Below are 16,965 nucleotides of genomic sequence, written 5' to 3'. Positions count from 1 at the left end.
TTGCATCTGCTCGCTTTGGTCGAATTTCGTCGCCCCAATTCTCTGAGAACATTTATTATGCAAGCATTTGTCTTGGTCATTTTTATAAGCTTTTTCAGTACTTTTAGTTGGGCGAATATCAACGCTAAAAAACCATCATTTACCCAGCTTTCTCGCGCAGTCTATAAAGACCAACTCGAAGGGTTTTGGTTAGGGCAAAGTCTGGCAAATTGGACTGGATTAGTCACTGAAATGGACAAAATTGGTGGCTCTGGCATACACGGTATTTTTTACACCCGTGATGATTGGGGGGCACCTGACCAGCCAAGCATATGGGGACAAGGAGTACCCAGTAATTTATCCGATACCATTAACTGGGTATTTGTCAGCCCAGAGGGGATCTGGGGGGCAGATGACGATACGGATATTGAATACATGTATCAATTTCTATTAGCTCAACACCAAGCAACTGTGCTTACCCCTGAACAGATTAGCGCTGGCTGGTTAAGTCACATTTATTCAGAACAAAACACACCTTTTTTAACCCCTGAGGGCACAGCTGAGAATTACTTGTGGGTTTCAAACCAACGTGCGCACGAGTTGATGCAAGAGGGCATTCTTCCCCCAGCAACAAGTTCACCTGAGTTGAACGAACATTTTGAAATGATTGATGCGCAATTAACCACTGAAATTTTTGGCTTATATGCGCCAACAAGACCAGACGTTGCGCTGATATTGGCTCACTTGCCGATCCGCACTACGGCGCGAGAAAATGCGGCTTGGGCAGCTGAATTTTATGTCATTATGCATGCTCTTGCGGCGTCCCTCCCGCCGCAGCAATCGCCGAAAAAAAATATTCACTTATTAGCCAATCAAGCGCGAAAACATCTACCGAATGATTCATACACAGCGGCGATGTTTGATTTTGTGAAATCCCAATATGAGCGAGGGAGTTCGTGGGAAGAAGCGCGTGACAGTCTCTACCAACGTTACCAGGTCGAACAACAGGATGGCTATGATATGACAGCTAGAAATCTGTATTGCAACGGATGCTTCGCTTCTGGCATCAATTTCGGCGCTAGTATTATTAGTCTGTTATATGGGGAGGGAGACTTTAAAAATACCATAAAGATAGCCGTATTATGTGGTTGGGACTCGGATAACCCTGCTGCTACGTGGGGAGGCTTACTGGGTTTCATACTCGGAAAACAGGAAATAGAGCGTATCTTTAAGCAAACATTTTCCTCGCGCTTCCATATTCATCGCACTCGAGGAAATTTTCCTAACGATGGAGTTGATGACTTTAGCTCAATGGCCGACGTTGGTGTGGCCATTATAGACCGGGTTGTTGAGCAAGAAATTGGCGGGTATATCGATAACGATTATTGGTTTATACCCGCTTTGCAGCATGCACATTAGCGCAGTAAATCGCTGCCCTCAGCCAAGCGCTTCGAGCTGCCCCCGATTAAAACGCAGCGGCCAATCTTGTTCCCTGATCAATAGCGCGCTTAGCATCCAGTTCAGCCGCTTCGTCTGCGCCACCAATTAAGTGATACGGTTTCTGCAATCCATCAACTAACGCCCGTAAAGGCTCCTGACCGGCACAAACGATGATATTATCAACCGCTAACACTTGCGGCTCATCATTGACTTTAATGTGTAAGCCTGCGTCGTCAATTTTCTCGTAACTGACGCCGGCTAGCATGTGAACGCCTTTCATCATGAGACCCGCTCGATGTGCCCAGCCGGTCGTCTTACCTAGGCCGGCCCCCACCTTGCTGCTTTTACGCTGCAATAAATAAATTTCGCGCGGCGACGGCTCTGGTTGCGGCTGCATACCTTCTACACCACCACGAGCCTGTAGGCTCATATCAATCCCCCACTCGCGCATAAATTCAGCAATGTTTTGACTTGGCGAGCGTTCGCCATGGGACAAAAACTCTGATGTATCAAAACCAATGCCGCCAGCTCCGATAATGGCAACGCGTTTTCCGACCGGCTTTTTGTGCTTAATAACATCGATATACGACAATACACTCGGATGCTCGATACCTTCGATGGCAGGTGTACGTGGAGAAATCCCTGTCGCCAGAATGACTTCATCAAAACTACCGTCATTCAAATCATCAACCGATACGCGCGTATTTAAGCGCACATCAACCTTGTAGATTTCCAATTGCTTCTTAAAGTAGCGCAGCGTCTCGTAGAACTCTTCTTTGCCGGGGATCTGCTTGGCGATATTAAATTGCCCGCCAATTTCCGAATCAGCGTCAAACAAGGTAACTGAATGCCCGCGCGAGGCTGCTGTTGTCGCAGCCGCCAGCCCCGCTGGGCCAGCACCGATGACGGCAATGTGCTTGGGGCTGGTCGTCGGTTGGATCACTAATTCAGTCTCATGACAGGCACGCGGATTCACTAGGCAACTCGTCATCTTGCCGGCGAATACATGATCGAGACAGGCTTGATTACACCCAATGCAAGTATTTATTTCATCTGCGCGCCCTTGTTCAGCCTTGACTACAAACTCCGCATCGGCCAAAAATGGCCGCGCCATTGAGACCATATCAGCATCACCGCGCGCCAAAACCTCTTCGGCGACATGCGGCATATTAATCCGGTTAGACGTGATCACCGGTACATTTAGAGCCTCGCGAAATTTTGCAGTTACCCAAGTAAAGGCTGCTCGTGGAACCTTAGTCGCAATAGTCGGGATCCGCGCCTCATGCCAACCAATCCCAGTATTGATAATGGTTGCGCCAGCTGCTTCAATGGCCTTACCCAAAGTCACCACTTCTTCATAAGTTGAGCCACCTTCTACCAGGTCGAGCATAGATAAACGGTAAATGATAATGAAGTGCTCACCCACAGCCTCACGCACACGACGCACAACTTCGATAGGCAGGCGGATCCGATTCGCATATTCTCCGCCCCATTCATCATCGCGGTGGTTGGTGCGTTGGGCAATAAACTGATTGAGGAAGTATCCTTCAGATCCCATGATTTCAACACCATCGTAGCCAGCACGTTGGGCTTGCTTGGCGGTGTAGACAAAGTCATCGATCTGCTTTTGTATCCCTGCTTCGTCCAGCGCTTTCGGTTTATAAGGATTGATGGGCGCCTGCACAGCACTTGGCGCTACGAGCGCTTTGTTGTAAGCGTAGCGACCAGTATGCAGAATTTGCATGCAGATTTTACCACCAGCCGCATGCACAGCGTCTGTCACCTCTTTATGATTGGCGACCGCTTGATCAGAATCCAAACGCCGCGTTACCGCATGTGTGGCCCCTTCATCATTGGGCCCAATACCGCCAGTTACAATAAGGCCAACACCGCCACGCGCCCGCTCAGCGAAAAACGCTGCCATGCGCTTGTGTCCATCAGGCAATTCTTCTAACCCTGTATGCATGGACCCCATCAATATCCGGTTCTTGAGCGTGGTAAAACCTAAATCTAAAGGCCGAAACAAATGTGGGTAATGAGGATTGGGTGTTGCCGTAGCTGTTGATTGCATAAAAGTGTTCTCTTATTGCGAAATTTCAAAATAAATTACGTTTAGATTCAGTTATTCTGCATGCGACTATGCAGCGGATGAAGTTCATCAAATGAGGCAGCCTCGCCCGATTTTTGTGCATGCATCGCTGCTTCGATGTCAGGCATTTGAAACATTCCCGCTTGCCAAGTTGCCATGTGATTTAGGCTGTCTTGCACATTGTGGTCGCGCGCGTACGTGATCATGTGTTTACACCCATGCACGGCAAGCGGTGAATGCTGAGCGATTTGTTGAGCTATCGCCATAACTCCCTCTAGCATCTCCTCTTGTGAAGCAAATACTTGGTTAACCAAGCCACAACGCAAAGCCTCTGTCGCCGAGAGGTTGCGCCCCGTATAGGCAAGCTCGCGCACGAGCCCCTGTGGGATCAAGTGCGGGAGGCGCTGTAAGGTTCCCACATCAGCGGTCATACCAATCGCAGTCTCCTTAATACAAAAAAAGGCATCTTCGGTGCAATAACGCGAACAACACGCACTGATCATATCGACCGCACCGCCAATAACGCCCCCTTGAACCGCGACTAACACTGGCATTCGCACCTCTTCAAGTGCGTTAAAAGCATCTTGCAGCTCAAACACCATTCGCCGTAAACGCTCAGCGCGACGTGCCGGCTCGCCTTTAAAATCCTTGGCCATATTGGCAAAAACAGCAAGGTCCATCCCAGCACTGAAATGGCGGCCTTGAGAGGAAATGACAATGACTCGCGCTGCAGCATGCTCATCAATCTGGCGCACGGTTTCAGGCAATTCCTGCCAGAATCTCGGTACCATGCTATTGAGCTGTTTAGGACGGGCTAATTGAATGTGTGCAATGTGTTCGTCAATACTGACCTTCAGCGTGGTCAAATGACTAAAATCGAGTTGCGTAGATTCGCTCATAAGGCTGCTCGCTATAAACTAGACAGCGTCAAGATAGAGGGTTATATTGACAGTGTCAAGATCAAGCTTAGCCAGGAAATAATAAGCACATGTCACAGGTGCATAGTAAAGCAAACTATCATCACGGTAATTTACGCCAATGTTTGGTTGAGCATGCATCCCGCATGCTCAACGAAGGGGGCGTTGAGAGCCTCTCAATGCGCAAATTAGCCGATGCAGTTGGGGTTTCTCGGACGGCGCTTTATCATCATTTTGCGGATAAAAATGCCTTACTTTGTGCGATTACGGAGCAAGGTTTCACACGTTGGCGCGAAGAAGCTGAGCGTATTTTTTCCCGCGACGACTTATCTGCACACGAAAAAGTTCGTCAATTTGTACGCGATTACATTTACTACGCGGCTGATAATCCCCAACTGTACGAGCTCATGTTTGGTCGTACTATTTGGAAAAATGCCAGTCCAACAGACTCGCTGAAAGCGGTGGCTTATCCAAGCTTTCAACAACAGGTCGAAATGACGCGTCACTGGCAAGCCATAGGCATAATGCCTGCCAGTGAAGATACCCTGCGCCTAGCACAAGTGACCTGGGGAACCATGCACGGGATTGCGCGACTATTAATTGATGGGATATACGCTGATCGCTCTCACATCGATGAAATGTGCGATTGTGCAATGCATTTATTTACCTCACGTACCAACCCGGTATAGTAAACAAAAAAGCTCTCTGCTGAGACCACTCGAATATGCCCGATAACCTAGTAAAGCAGCTGCGAACAATCGTCGGCCAACGCCACGTGCGCACGGGTCGCGGAGAAACCGAGCATTTTCGCCGCGGTTGGCGCTCGGGTGGCGGTCATGCTTTGGCCGTGGTTTTCCCGCAAGATTTCCTCGCTCTTTGGCAAGTATTGCAGGCTTGCGTTAACGCCAATGCGATTATCATCATGCAGGCAGCTAACACAGGATTAACCGAAGGCTCTACCCCAAGCGCTGATGGATATGATCGCGAAATTGTCATTATTAACACCCTCGCCATGGATGGACTGACTGTGCTTGGCGAGGGGCAACAAGTGTTGTGCTATCCGGGCACTACTCTGCACCACCTGGAGACAACCTTAAAGCCCTTGCGACGAGCCCCCCATTCTGTGATTGGTTCGTCTTGTTTGGGCGCTTCGGTGATAGGCGGCATTGCGAACAATTCGGGCGGTGCTCTGGTACAACGAGGTCCCGCTTACACCGAAATGGCACTATTTGCCTGGGTTAATGAGCACGGAGAGTTGCAGCTCGTCAACCATCTGGGTCTTGATTTAGGCGCAACCCCTGAAGAAATGCTTAGTAATTTGCGCGCTGGCAACTTCTCTACCGCGATCGCAGCACATACTGAAAAGGCATCAGCTACTGATTATCCGGCCCGTGTGCGAGACGTTAATGCCGACAGCCCGAGTCGCTTTAACGCTGATCCAACTCGGCTATATGAAGCCAGTGGATGTGCTGGAAAAATTGCAGTATTTGCTGTTCGTGTAGACACTTTTGCCGTTCCTGCCAAGGAACAAACCTTTTACATTGGAACCAATCGTGCTGATGTGTTGACCGAGCTCCGTCGCCACATGCTCCAGCATTTTTCTGCATTACCGGAAGTGGCTGAGTATTTACATCGAGATACGTTCACAATAGCTAAGCACTACGGCAAGGATACCTTTCTCAGTGTGCAACACTTGGGCACCCAACGATTACCGAGCCTCTTCGCGCTTAAAGGGCGGTTAGACAGTACCTTAAACAAACTGCCATTGCTGCCGGATTGCTTAACCGATCGTGCGATGCAGTATGCTTCCAACCTGTTGCCGCAACATTTACCGCCACGTATGCTGGCATTTGAACATGAGTTTGAACATCATTTGATTATAAAAATGAGTGATGCTGGGATACACGAAGCTGAGCTGTTTTTACGTGACTATTTTGCTGACGAGTCGCATGGCGCCTACTTCGAATGCTCTGCTGATGAGTCTAGCAAGGCCTTTTTACATCGCTTTGCCGCCGCTGGTGCTGCAGTTCGCTACCAGATGATGCATGCTGATGAGGTGGGTGACATCCTAGCCTTGGATATTGCGTTACGCAGAAATGATCGTGACTGGGTCGAACAACTACCCAGTTTGTTAGATGCTATGATTGCGAAAAAACTGTATTACGGCCATTTCTTTTGTCATGTATTCCACCAAGACTATATCTTAAAGCCCGGCGTCGACCCTAAAGTCGTGAAAGACTTGCTATTAAAAGAACTTGATAAACGCGGGGCCAAATACCCTGCTGAACACAACGTGGGGCACTTGTACCAAGCGGAATCGAGTTTACAAACCTTTTATAAGAGCCTTGATCCCACCAATACCTTTAATCCCGGCATTGGTGGATTAGATAAACACAAACGCAACTGTGGGTGCTGCTAGCCGTACCTAATTGCTTAAAGCGCCGTTTCCTGTTGAATAAACTCTGCCGCACGCTCTGCAATCATGATAGTTGGGGCATTGGTATTACCACCGACTAGGCTTGGCATTACTGATGCGTCGACGACACGCAAGCCTTTAACCCCATAGACACGAAGTTGGGGATCCACCACTGCCATAGGATCTGACTCTTGCCCCATTTTACAAGTACCAATCGGATGATAGATGGTTTCTGATTTTTCCCGAATGAAGGCCAGGATCGCTTCATCACTCTGCGCCTCTGCTCCTGGTGCATGTTCGGTACTCTCAAACTCTTCAAATCCGGCAGAAGCCATGATTTCCCTAGCTTTACGCACACCTTCGATCATGACTTTTTGATCATCAGGATGAGACAAGTAATTCGGTTCAATTAGTGCATGGTCGGCTGGATGATTGCTCTGCAATCGGATCTCTCCTCGGCTTTTAGGGTACAAGCAACATACGTGCACGCCATAACCGTAACCTAATACAGAATGACGACCGTGGTCTTCTAGAATTGCAGGTAAAAAGTGAAATTGAATATCTGGACCGGATTGCGCCAATGAAGAGCGCATAAAACCACCAGCTTCAGCAATATTTGAGGAAAATAGCCCCTTACGTTTAAACAAGTATTTAAACGTTGCAGCGATATACTTAGGTAGTGCAGAGAATGCCACAGCATATCCCTCGCGTGCTTTACACTTATGCTGCACAATCGCGTCTAGGTGGTCTTGCAAATTTTGCCCTACCCCAGGTAAATCAACCTGTACGTGGATCCCCTTTTCACGCAAATGCTCAGCCGGTCCAATCCCTGAAAGCATCAGCAATTGTGGCGAATTAATCGCGCCACCGCATAATATAACTTCCTGACTTGCCTTAAGACGTTGAGCTTTGCCGCCAATACGCGCTTGTACGCCTGTAGCCTGCCCATCCTTTAACAAAACACGCTCAACCATCACGCCAGTCATAACCGTAAGATTATTGCGCTGTAAAGCGGGTTTTAAAAATCCTTTTGCCGTCGAGCAACGCTGTCCACCCACTTGGGAAACTTGATAAAAGCCTAAACCTTCGCGCTCTTCCCGATTAAAATCATCCAGAATATTGAAACCGACAGCATCTGCGGCGGCAACAAAGCGATGCGATAATTTATCCTTATGCCGTAAATCATCGACATTCAGTGGACCACCGACACCATGATACTCGTCAGCCCCGCGCTGGTTGTTTTCGGACCGTTTGAAAAACGGCAATACTGAGTCCCAGTCCCAACCCGTCGCACCCTTGGCGGCCCAATCGTTGTAGTCGTTTATATCACCGCGAATGTAGCACATCGCATTAATGGAACTTGAACCGCCTAACGTCTTGCCACGCGGCCAGAATAATTCTCGATTATTTAACTGCGCTTGTGGTGCTGTGTGATAGCCCCAACCAATCCCCTCGACACGGGAAAGCAGTGATAAACCAAATGGAATGTGGATTAACGGGTTACGGTCTTTACCACCCGCCTCTAATAGACACACTTTGCACGCAGGATTCTCGCTCAAACGCGCCGCCAGCGTGGCGCCAGCTGAACCTGCACCGACAATAATAAAATCAAAGGCGTCAGTTGTTGTTTGCATCATTTTTACTACCTAGAACTGGATCCCGAACTGCTCGGACATCGTACCAGTGTACCAAAATTGTTTATCCAAGAGTTAGCAGAATGTTAATAAAAATTAGAAAAAACAACCTAACTAAAAACACATATATAGCAAACGATGAGCGACGCAATTATTAACCTGCAGCTCATCGCGAGCTGTTTTATTCTTTCGCCAAAAAAGAAATAAAAATCATTGCGTTCATAGCGGTTGTCGTTTTGAGCATTAATGATGCTTAGTTGGTTATAAACTGAAGATGCTACTGCGGTTACATCGATACCGTTGCACGCAGGATCTGCGCAAATTATCGAAATTTCAATATCAATTGCGCATTGCGCACTTGGTCAAAGGTGTTCTACACTTAGCGTAACAAGTCATTCAGCGTGATTGTAGTGTTCAAAACTCTCGTTTTTATCATCTTCAGCCTGCCTATTTTCTGCCTTACCGCGAAAGAGTTTACAATTGCTATCAATGAGCGCCAAATCTATCGCTATGTCGATGCACAAGGCTTTTGGCAGGGCCAAGATATAGAGTTAATTCGTGCTGTGTTTAAACGCACTCCATACACGCTCACTTTCGTCGCTATGCCTTGGTCGAGGGTATTAAAAAGCATTGAGTCAGGCTTAGTCGATATGACACTGGCAGCGAGCATATTACCTGAGCGACAAAACTATGCGTACTTTTCCTCGCATATTTTTAGACACAGCCACTACGTACTTTTTGTCAATAAACAACGAATGGACTCCTTTGCAGGTATCAAATCGTTGGCCGATGTTGCTGCCTCAAACGTGTTGATTGGCGCATTACGTGGGGCAATTTACTCCGACTCATATGCACACTTAGTGGAAGACAAAAAATTTCTGGAGCGCATGGTTTTTATCGACAATGACCAAAACCTACCCCAGTTAGCGGCTCTAGGACGTGTGGATGGCTATATTGAATCAGAGATTGAAGGCCGCCACTATTTACAAAACTGGGATTCAAAACAACACCAGATGGTGCCACTCTTTCGTATCACCAGTGATCAGGAGGCGAGCAATTATCTCATGTTTAGTAAACAAACGATTGACTTGGCTACGGTCGCCGAATTTGATGCAGCGCTCAGCGACTTACATGCGAGCGGTGAATACCTCAGTATCGTTGCCAAATACTTACCTAGCGTGCGTCACTGAGTCTCGTTCTATACCATCACACGCAAAATTTACTCAAGAAGCATCCGACCGACAACCCGCGTGAAAAAAGCAAGAGCACCAAACAGTCTCAATCAATCGCTATCTAATGATGAGTGTCAACTTTCTTTACATTTATCGATTTTCGGCCAAACTAGAAACCACGTAAATAACTGATTTAAATAGACCAATTAACGCAGGCACGGTTTATGCAAAGCACAAAATGCGCAACTTTTATTTAACTCGCGCAGAACCACTCAACAAGGAACAGGTATGAAAAAACTTTTAACAAAAGCATTTATGCTAGCTGCTATGTTCAGTATTGCGCAAAGTGCTACTGCTGCAGTTATCTATTTGGACTTCGAGAATATCGCGCCTTATCCCAATGACAGTACTGTCCAAATTGCAGGGTATTACAATGGCGGCACTTCAAGCTTTGGCACCACAGGAACTAATTTTGGCGTAGAATTTAGTAGCGGTGCTACGCTATTGTGCCTGAATAACGTCGGAGAAACTTGCAGCAATACCTCGCGCGGCGATGTGGGTATTAGCACTTCACGCAATGGAGCGTTGTATTTCCCTACAACTAATCCGTTTATGAATGTTGCTGCTGGTTTTACTAACGGTTTCTCGTTTGTCTACTCAGATCCGTTTGCAGCCGGTAGCTTCTTGAGTATATTCGACGGCTTGAATGGCACAGGCAACTTACTAACTACAGTCGTGTTACCAGGAACATTGAATGGTAGGTCCGGTGGATGTGATGCCGCGTATGACGCAAGCTACTGCCCATTCAACAGTTTTGGCGTCAGTTTCTCTGGTGTTGCTCAATCAGTATTATTTGGCGGCTCAGTGAATAGCCAAGTTTTCGACGATATTACTTTTGGCAGCTCGACGGTTGGAGGAACTACGGTTCCTGAGCCATCGACCCTTGCCATTTTGATGCTTTCTGTATTAGGTCTTACGTTAAAACGTAAAAATCGCTAGGCAGCACGCAACAATTCTACTCAAGACTATTGCGCCTGAATACAGGCGCAATTACGTTTTGGAGTCCATAAATCTGAAACTCTACTCCCTACATTTTTTGTAGCCTACAAACAAAACTATAGGGGAAGCAATACTTAACATTTATCCGGTTAACAGTTAGCTCATCCTCTATCAAAATACCTTGCAATCGTAAAAACCAAGCCTCTGGTCTAGTACAACTTATGTAGGACTATTCATAACTGTCAATTGACTCTGCCTAGTTCTGATTTAATCTACTGTCAAGTTCTCAGTCACAAATACAAATGATTGGATTTTCGTAATTCTAGGCACTTAACCGGATGATCGCAGTATGCAAACAAAAGCTTTATTCAGCCCCTTTATACACCCCAAATTAACCCTCAACAATCGCGTCGTTATGGCACCTATGACGCGTCAGTTTTCACCTAATGGGATCCCAACAGAAGCTGTAGCAGGCTATTATCAACGTCGGGCGCAAGGTGGCACCGGGTTGATTATTACTGAAGGTACTACTGTTAATGATCCGGTAGCAACTATGGCTGAGAGCATCCCGCAATTCCATGGTGAAGCAGCATTACAAGGTTGGCAACAGGTAGTGAATGAGGTGCATGCTGCGGGCGCTAAAATAATGCCACAACTATGGCATGTTGGAATGGCACGTGTGGCTGATAAAGCTCCCTTCCCTGAATTACCGAGTGCCGGTCCATCGGGCCTTTTTAAACCAGGTAAGCAAGGAGCTGAACCAATGACCGTTAAGCATATCGAGCGCGTCATTGCGGCCTTTGCCAGCGCTGCCGCTGATGCCAAACGCTTAGGCTTCGATGGCGTTGAAATACATGGTGCGCACGGCTATTTAATTGACCAATTTTTCTGGGAAGGTACCAATCAGCGCACTGATGCATGGGGCGGCGATATGCAACGCCGGTCACGCTTTGCAGTGGAAATAATCAAAGCGATCCGCGCCGCGACCGCCCCCGACTACCCTATTATTCTGCGTTATTCACAGTGGAAACAGCAGGACTATGCGGCCCGCTTAGCTCACTCCCCCCAAGAACTTGAAGCATTCCTGACACCGCTTAGTGATGCTGGAGTGGACATTTTCCATTGCTCACAACGTCGCTACTGGGAACCTGAATTCGAAGATAGTGCATTGAACTTAGCCGGATGGACTAAGAAATTAACGGGGAAGCCAACCATCACTGTCGGCTCTGTGGGTTTGGATGGTGACTTCTTTGAAGCATTTCAAGGCAAAGGTTCAGGTACCCGCTCAATTGATGACTTGCTGGCTCGCATTGAGCAAGGCGAGTTTGATTTAGTCGCGGTCGGCAGAGCACTACTGCAAGACCCTAACTGGGCTAATAAAATCAAGAATCAGCAATTAGATGAGCTCGAACAATACTCCGGTGATGCATTAGCGACCTTATCTTAAGTTACGCTTAGAGGTAGCGTGCTAGCCAATCCAGAGTTTCTGCTAACATGGCTTGTCGATTTTTCTGCAAGCCATGATTATCGTCAGGATAAATCACTAATTTATGCGCATGTTCATGCTGTGCAAGAGCCTCTGCAAGCATTTCAGACTGTTTAACATTCACCCGCTTATCTGCGCTACCATGCATGAGTAGCACCGGCGCTGAGGGTAATTGATCAATCCAATGAATAACTGAGCGCGATTGCAGTGCTGCGGCTCGATTGTTAGCAAAATCTGGTACGCGTTTTTGATACACCTTTTCCATTGCTGGCCGCCATGCCAGCGCTTGCTCTGCGTCAGCATCTCCTGCAATAGCGACAATCGCCTTGAGGTTTGGCATCTGTTTGGCCGCTAAGTAACTTTGCATCGCACCGCGGCTCCAACCCATCAATGCAATTCGCGTTGGATCAGCTGCCGGGATCTCGACTAATAGCTGAGGTAGCGCCAATACATCATTCACGTCCTTACCGCCGAATTCATCGGCACCGTTGTTGGCAATAAAACGGGTACTTGCGCCCCGATATTGACTGCCAATAACCACGTAACCAGCCAGAGCTAAATCAGCTAAGAGACTGATTTTCTGAGCGAAAACCACTGCACCAAAATCGGCATTTCCGCCACGATTGAATATCACTACGGGCAGAGAACCCGTTTCTGCAGATTTGGGTTTAAGGTAATACCCTGCCACGGTCAACCCATCAACGCTATAGGTAAAGTCGACACAATCAAGCTGTTGTTTCTTGGTGTCAAAGTCTGCCTGATTAAAGCGGATGAGAAAGCGCTCTTTATTAAACTGCTTTTTATTGGCTTGCAACGCGTTTACCCATGAGTCAAAGCTTGTGAAGCCTCCTCTGAAACAAGTGTTTTGGGTGAGTAATTGGGTCTCTGCAGATACATTAGCAGTGGTCAAAAGACCAAAGAAAAGTAACCAAACGGTTTTCATAAACATCCTTGTGTTTTTAATTATAAGTTCTGTGGGTAACAGTATACTTAACATTGTTTTGCAGATATACGGTCAATCACCAAGCGCTTCACCAGATATGCTTAAACAGCATACCTCCCAACACGAGCTAATGTTGCATTGCAAAAAATAAAAATTAAAAAATATTCAAAGCTTAAGTTTTCCATAAGGTTGACAACTTAACCTACCTCTGAAATTTATGCGAGGTAGTTACAATGCATTCACTTTACAGTCAGCCAGGTAACACAACTTTAAACTCCCTGAGTGAACAACCAGCGCAAGGAAAAAAATATCATTTTGATATTGCAACCTATGCCATTGGTGATGCGGGGCGAATAGCCGCCGAGCGCTTTATTGAAAGAGGTTTTCAGGGTGCTTATAACGCCTCGGTTAAAGTATCAACACCGTGGATCTTGGCCATAAATAATGGTGCCTTTAAAGCTGCTTTGGGTATTCGTGCAGCGAATGCCCCCTTGTTCTTAGAGCAATACCTGGACGTACCCATCGAAACCCTGCTCAACCAATACTTGCCCGTGCAACGCGCAGAAATCGCTGAGATTGCTCACCTATACAGTAATTCAAGCAAATTTACCTTACCGTTATTTTTAATCAGTGCGGTTTCACTGTTTACGAATGGTTTTGCCGCAATGACGTTTTCTGCAACATCTCAAGTAAAGTCATTGATCCAACGTGCAGGGATTATCACCCATGAACTGGCTGATGCAGATCCTAGCAAATTACAACAAAGCACTGCTGACTGGGGTAGTTACTATCAAACCGAGCCCAAGGTTTTAGCGGTATCTTTGAGCAACGTAATGCAGGTAATAAACCGTTCCGAGCGTTACCACAAAATGTTTGAACTGCTTACAGATAAGATCGCACAAACCGCGAAGGCACTGCCAGCTGGAGCTGTCATATGAATTGGCTCGCCCAACAGATTGAAAGCCATGGTAGCAAGGTTGCGGTGCAAGATTCGGTAACATCCTTAACCTACACGCAACTGGTTGACCATAGCAACGAACTAGCAAAATGGTTAGTTTCACAAAACGTGCGTTCTGTCGCTTTATTAGCCGATAATTCGGTTGCTTGGATAGTGGTTGACCTTGCCTGTCAAATAGCTCAGGTTATTTGTACGCCAATACCCGTTTTTTTTACCCCAGCACAAAGCCAAGCCGTTATCGCATCGGTGGCTGCAGAGCTAATCTTTAGCGACCAACACGATACTGAACAGCCATCACAATCCTGTGCTTATACCTCTCTGAATGTTACTCGCCTGCATCCCACAAATACTATTTATGCGCCTGAAAAAACGTCAAAAGTAACCTATACCTCAGGTAGCACGGGAACGCCCAAGGGCGTTTGCTTAAGTACCGAGCAGCAACTTACCGTGGCTCACTCGCTGGCTCAGTTTATCGACGTAAATCATCCAAAGCATTTATGTCTTTTGCCATTACCGGTGCTACTAGAAAATATTGCAGGCGTTTACGCACCACTGTTAGCTGGCGGCACGGTTATTTTAAACTCTCAAGAGGAAAAAGGGTTTGCCGGCAGTACGCTGGCAAACCCACTGGCATTAATACAGTGCATTGAAACACACCAACCCAACACTCTGATCCTCGTACCCGAGCTTTTACAAGTGCTCGTAAATGCAGCAGGGCATGACTGGCGGCCACCAAAATCACTCCAATTTGTTGCCGTAGGTGGTAGCCGCGTCGCACCAACACTAATATTGCGCGCACGCGCACTCGGCATACCCGTGGTGCAAGGGTATGGATTATCCGAATGTGCATCCGTGGTGAGTTTATGTGCACCAGACGATGACGTGACCAGCGTCGGTCATATTCTCCCTCATTTGAGTGCGCGCCTTGAAAATAATGAGTTGGTGGTATCGGGTAACACCTTTTTAGGTTATCTAGAACAACCCGATAGTTGGAGTCAACAAGAGGTATACACCGGTGACCTGGCGCAATTAACCGGTAATCATTTACAAATAATAGGACGGCGCAAAAATACCTTAATTAACTCACTGGGGCGGAACATTTCTCCCGAATGGGTAGAGGCCGAAATTCTCGCGACAGGCTTATTTTTACAAGCAGTTGTTGTGGGTGATGCAATGCCATTTTGCACGGCAATCTTAGTTCCAGCCCGTGCCGATCTGAGTGCTGCACATATCACCCAAGTGATCACAATGGTCAATCAGAGTTTACCGGATTACGCCAGAGTATATCACCCCATTATCCTGCCCAATGCAATGCGGCCTGATGAAGGATTGTATACGCAAAACATGCGCCCCCGCAGAGCCGCAATACAAAAGCATTTTAAACAACGAATTGAACAAGTGTACGCAAGTGCATCAAATGTGGAGTTGACATTATGAAATTATTTGAGCGTTTACAAACTGAAACTATTCAAGAGCGTGATTATTTACTCTCTTCGCCTATCATCGCGCGGTGTTTTCAGGGCGATATTGTTACCCAAGACTATGTCGCTTTCTTGACCCAAGCATTCCACCATGTCAAGCACACAGTACCGTTATTGATGGCAGTAGGTGCCCGCTTAGGTGACGATCAAGAATGGTTGCGTGAGGCCGTGGCTGAGTACATCGAAGAAGAAATTGGTCATCAAGAATGGATCCTGAATGATATTGCTGCATGCGGCGTAAACAAAGCTTCCGTGCGGGTCAGTCAGCCGGCCTTGGCGACGGAATTAATGGTCTCATTTGCCTACGATCAGGTCAATCGCGTTAACCCACTAGCATTCTTTGGCATGGTGCATGTGTTAGAGGGTACAAGTATTGCTATGGCAGACAATGCTGCTGATAATATCCAGCAAGCCCTAGGATTGCCGAACTCAGCATTTAGTTATTTGCGCTCGCACGGCGCTCTTGACCAAGAACACGTGAAGTTTTTCACTGACTTAATGAACAAAATAGAGTGCCCAGTAGAGCAAGACCTCATTGTGAATAGCGCGAAAAAGTTTTATCGCTTGTATGCTGAAATTTTCCGCACTTTGCCGGTCTCTACCAGTCAACAGCAGGCGGCTTAAGACAATGACTGAGCAAATTAAGCGTTGTCTGGTAACTGGGGCCTCCGGCGGTATTGGTGGCGCTATTGCCCGCGCTCTTGATGCGTCGGGTTACAGTGTGATCATTCAGGGGCGCAATCAGCAAAAACTGACTGCCTTGCAGGCAAGTATGAGCGAGCGCACGACCATCGTCACTGGCGACTTACGATCAGCTACAGAGTGTGAATCTGTGCTCAAAAATGCATTTTCAGATGGTGATATTACGCTGCTGATTAATGCCGCTGGCGTGTCAGAGTTTAGCGCTTTTGCAAAGCAAAGTGCTGAGTCAATTGAGGCGCAGCTGAGCACCAACCTTGTTGCGCCGATTCTATTCACACAAGCCTTCTTAAACCATGCACAGCAAGATCCTTCTGCAACACAAGAGACGATTATCGTGAATGTCGGCTCTGCGTTCGGTTATATCGGCTACCCCGGTTTTAGCACCTATTGTGCAAGCAAGTTTGGCCTGCGTGGATTTACCGAAGCTCTGGCCAGAGAATACGGCGATACTCGTTACAAATTCATTTATTTTGCCCCGCGCGCAACCCAAACGGGTATCAATTCTGCCAACGTCGATGCCATGAATGCAGCCCTGGGGAATACGGTTGATGCCACTGAAACTGTTGCCGCAGCACTGATCCAATTACTTAAGAGTAAACGAAGAGAAACTGTTGTTGGTTGGCCAGAAAAACTGTTTGTCCGAATTAATGGTGTGTTACCTAACATCGTTGATAACGCCATAAACAGCAAACTAGCAACTATAAAGCGCTACCTACACGCTTAACACGTAATGCTTTTAAACGAGGTTA

At 47.2% G+C, this 16,965-nt stretch carries 14 protein-coding genes; 10 read left to right on the top strand and 4 right to left on the bottom strand.

The window, feature by feature from the left end; all coding sequences use genetic code 11:
* Positions 1-57: 57 nt before the first annotated feature.
* A complete protein-coding gene (locus AC121Z_RS05805) occupies positions 58-1,398 on the top strand; it encodes an ADP-ribosylglycohydrolase family protein (protein ID WP_498127340.1) in 1,341 nt (446 codons plus the stop codon).
* 46 nt (positions 1,399-1,444) lie between these two features.
* On the opposite strand, the gene AC121Z_RS05800 is transcribed toward AC121Z_RS05805, so the two are convergent.
* Together AC121Z_RS05800 and AC121Z_RS05795 are read right to left on the bottom strand one after the other, a co-directional pair.
* Positions 1,445-3,490, bottom strand: coding sequence for an NADPH-dependent 2,4-dienoyl-CoA reductase (locus AC121Z_RS05800; protein ID WP_498127339.1), 2,046 nt, complete (start codon positions 3,488-3,490; stop codon positions 1,445-1,447).
* A 47-nt stretch (positions 3,491-3,537) separates the two neighbouring features.
* Positions 3,538-4,407, bottom strand: coding sequence for a crotonase/enoyl-CoA hydratase family protein (locus AC121Z_RS05795; protein ID WP_498127338.1), 870 nt, complete (start codon positions 4,405-4,407; stop codon positions 3,538-3,540).
* Between the two features lie 89 nt (positions 4,408-4,496).
* Between AC121Z_RS05795 and AC121Z_RS05790 the strand changes: the two genes are divergently transcribed.
* Both AC121Z_RS05790 and dld read left to right on the top strand, forming a co-directional pair.
* Positions 4,497-5,114, top strand: a complete 618-nt coding sequence (locus AC121Z_RS05790; protein WP_498127337.1) for a TetR/AcrR family transcriptional regulator — start codon at positions 4,497-4,499, stop codon at positions 5,112-5,114.
* A gap of 35 nt (positions 5,115-5,149) precedes the next feature.
* A complete protein-coding gene (gene dld, locus AC121Z_RS05785) occupies positions 5,150-6,844 on the top strand; it encodes a D-lactate dehydrogenase (RefSeq protein ID WP_498127336.1) in 1,695 nt (564 codons plus the stop codon).
* A gap of 14 nt (positions 6,845-6,858) precedes the next feature.
* Here the strand turns inward: dld and AC121Z_RS05780 are convergent, their stop codons facing one another.
* Positions 6,859-8,478: a GMC family oxidoreductase gene (locus AC121Z_RS05780; RefSeq protein ID WP_498127335.1), complete on the bottom strand. Its 1,620-nt coding sequence runs from the start codon at positions 8,476-8,478 to the stop codon at positions 6,859-6,861.
* A 407-nt stretch (positions 8,479-8,885) separates the two neighbouring features.
* Between AC121Z_RS05780 and AC121Z_RS05775 the strand changes: the two genes are divergently transcribed.
* The 3 genes from AC121Z_RS05775 (at position 8,886) to AC121Z_RS05765 (ending at position 12,093) form a co-directional block, all read left to right on the top strand.
* Positions 8,886-9,665 carry a substrate-binding periplasmic protein gene (locus tag AC121Z_RS05775; protein ID WP_498127334.1) on the top strand — a complete coding sequence of 260 codons (780 nt, stop codon included), beginning with the start codon at positions 8,886-8,888 and terminating at the stop codon, positions 9,663-9,665.
* A gap of 270 nt (positions 9,666-9,935) precedes the next feature.
* On the top strand, positions 9,936-10,646 hold the full coding sequence (locus AC121Z_RS05770) for a PEP-CTERM sorting domain-containing protein (protein WP_498127333.1): 711 nt from the start codon (positions 9,936-9,938) through the stop codon (positions 10,644-10,646).
* 349 nt (positions 10,647-10,995) lie between these two features.
* Positions 10,996-12,093, top strand: coding sequence for an NADH:flavin oxidoreductase (locus tag AC121Z_RS05765; RefSeq protein ID WP_498127332.1), 1,098 nt, complete (start codon positions 10,996-10,998; stop codon positions 12,091-12,093).
* 7 nt (positions 12,094-12,100) lie between these two features.
* Here AC121Z_RS05765 and AC121Z_RS05760 read toward each other — a convergent pair whose 3' ends face one another.
* Positions 12,101-13,075 (bottom strand): alpha/beta hydrolase family protein, encoded by a 975-nt coding sequence (locus AC121Z_RS05760; protein WP_498127331.1) that lies wholly within the window; start codon positions 13,073-13,075, stop codon positions 12,101-12,103.
* Positions 13,076-13,308: 233 nt separating this feature from the next.
* Between AC121Z_RS05760 and AC121Z_RS05755 the strand changes: the two genes are divergently transcribed.
* The 4 genes from AC121Z_RS05755 to AC121Z_RS05740 are packed head-to-tail and all read left to right on the top strand — an operon-like array spanning position 13,309 to position 16,940.
* On the top strand, positions 13,309-14,013 hold the full coding sequence (locus tag AC121Z_RS05755; protein ID WP_498127330.1) for a thermostable hemolysin: 705 nt from the start codon (positions 13,309-13,311) through the stop codon (positions 14,011-14,013).
* Entirely contained in the window at positions 14,010-15,470 is a 1,461-nt protein-coding gene (locus AC121Z_RS05750) for an AMP-binding protein (RefSeq protein ID WP_498127329.1), read from the top strand. Before AC121Z_RS05755 ends, AC121Z_RS05750 begins: the two co-directional genes overlap by 4 nt.
* Positions 15,464-16,138, top strand: coding sequence for an iron-containing redox enzyme family protein (locus tag AC121Z_RS05745; RefSeq protein WP_498128158.1), 675 nt, complete (start codon positions 15,464-15,466; stop codon positions 16,136-16,138). Before AC121Z_RS05750 ends, AC121Z_RS05745 begins: the two co-directional genes overlap by 7 nt.
* Positions 16,139-16,142: 4 nt before the next feature.
* Positions 16,143-16,940: an SDR family oxidoreductase gene (locus tag AC121Z_RS05740; RefSeq protein ID WP_498127328.1), complete on the top strand. Its 798-nt coding sequence runs from the start codon at positions 16,143-16,145 to the stop codon at positions 16,938-16,940.
* Positions 16,941-16,965 lie beyond the last annotated feature (25 nt).

This window comes from Alteromonas sp. DYW1 (assembly GCF_059752595.1).
The sequence above is the reverse complement of the archived record's forward strand: the minus strand, read 5'-3'. Positions and strand labels throughout refer to the sequence as shown.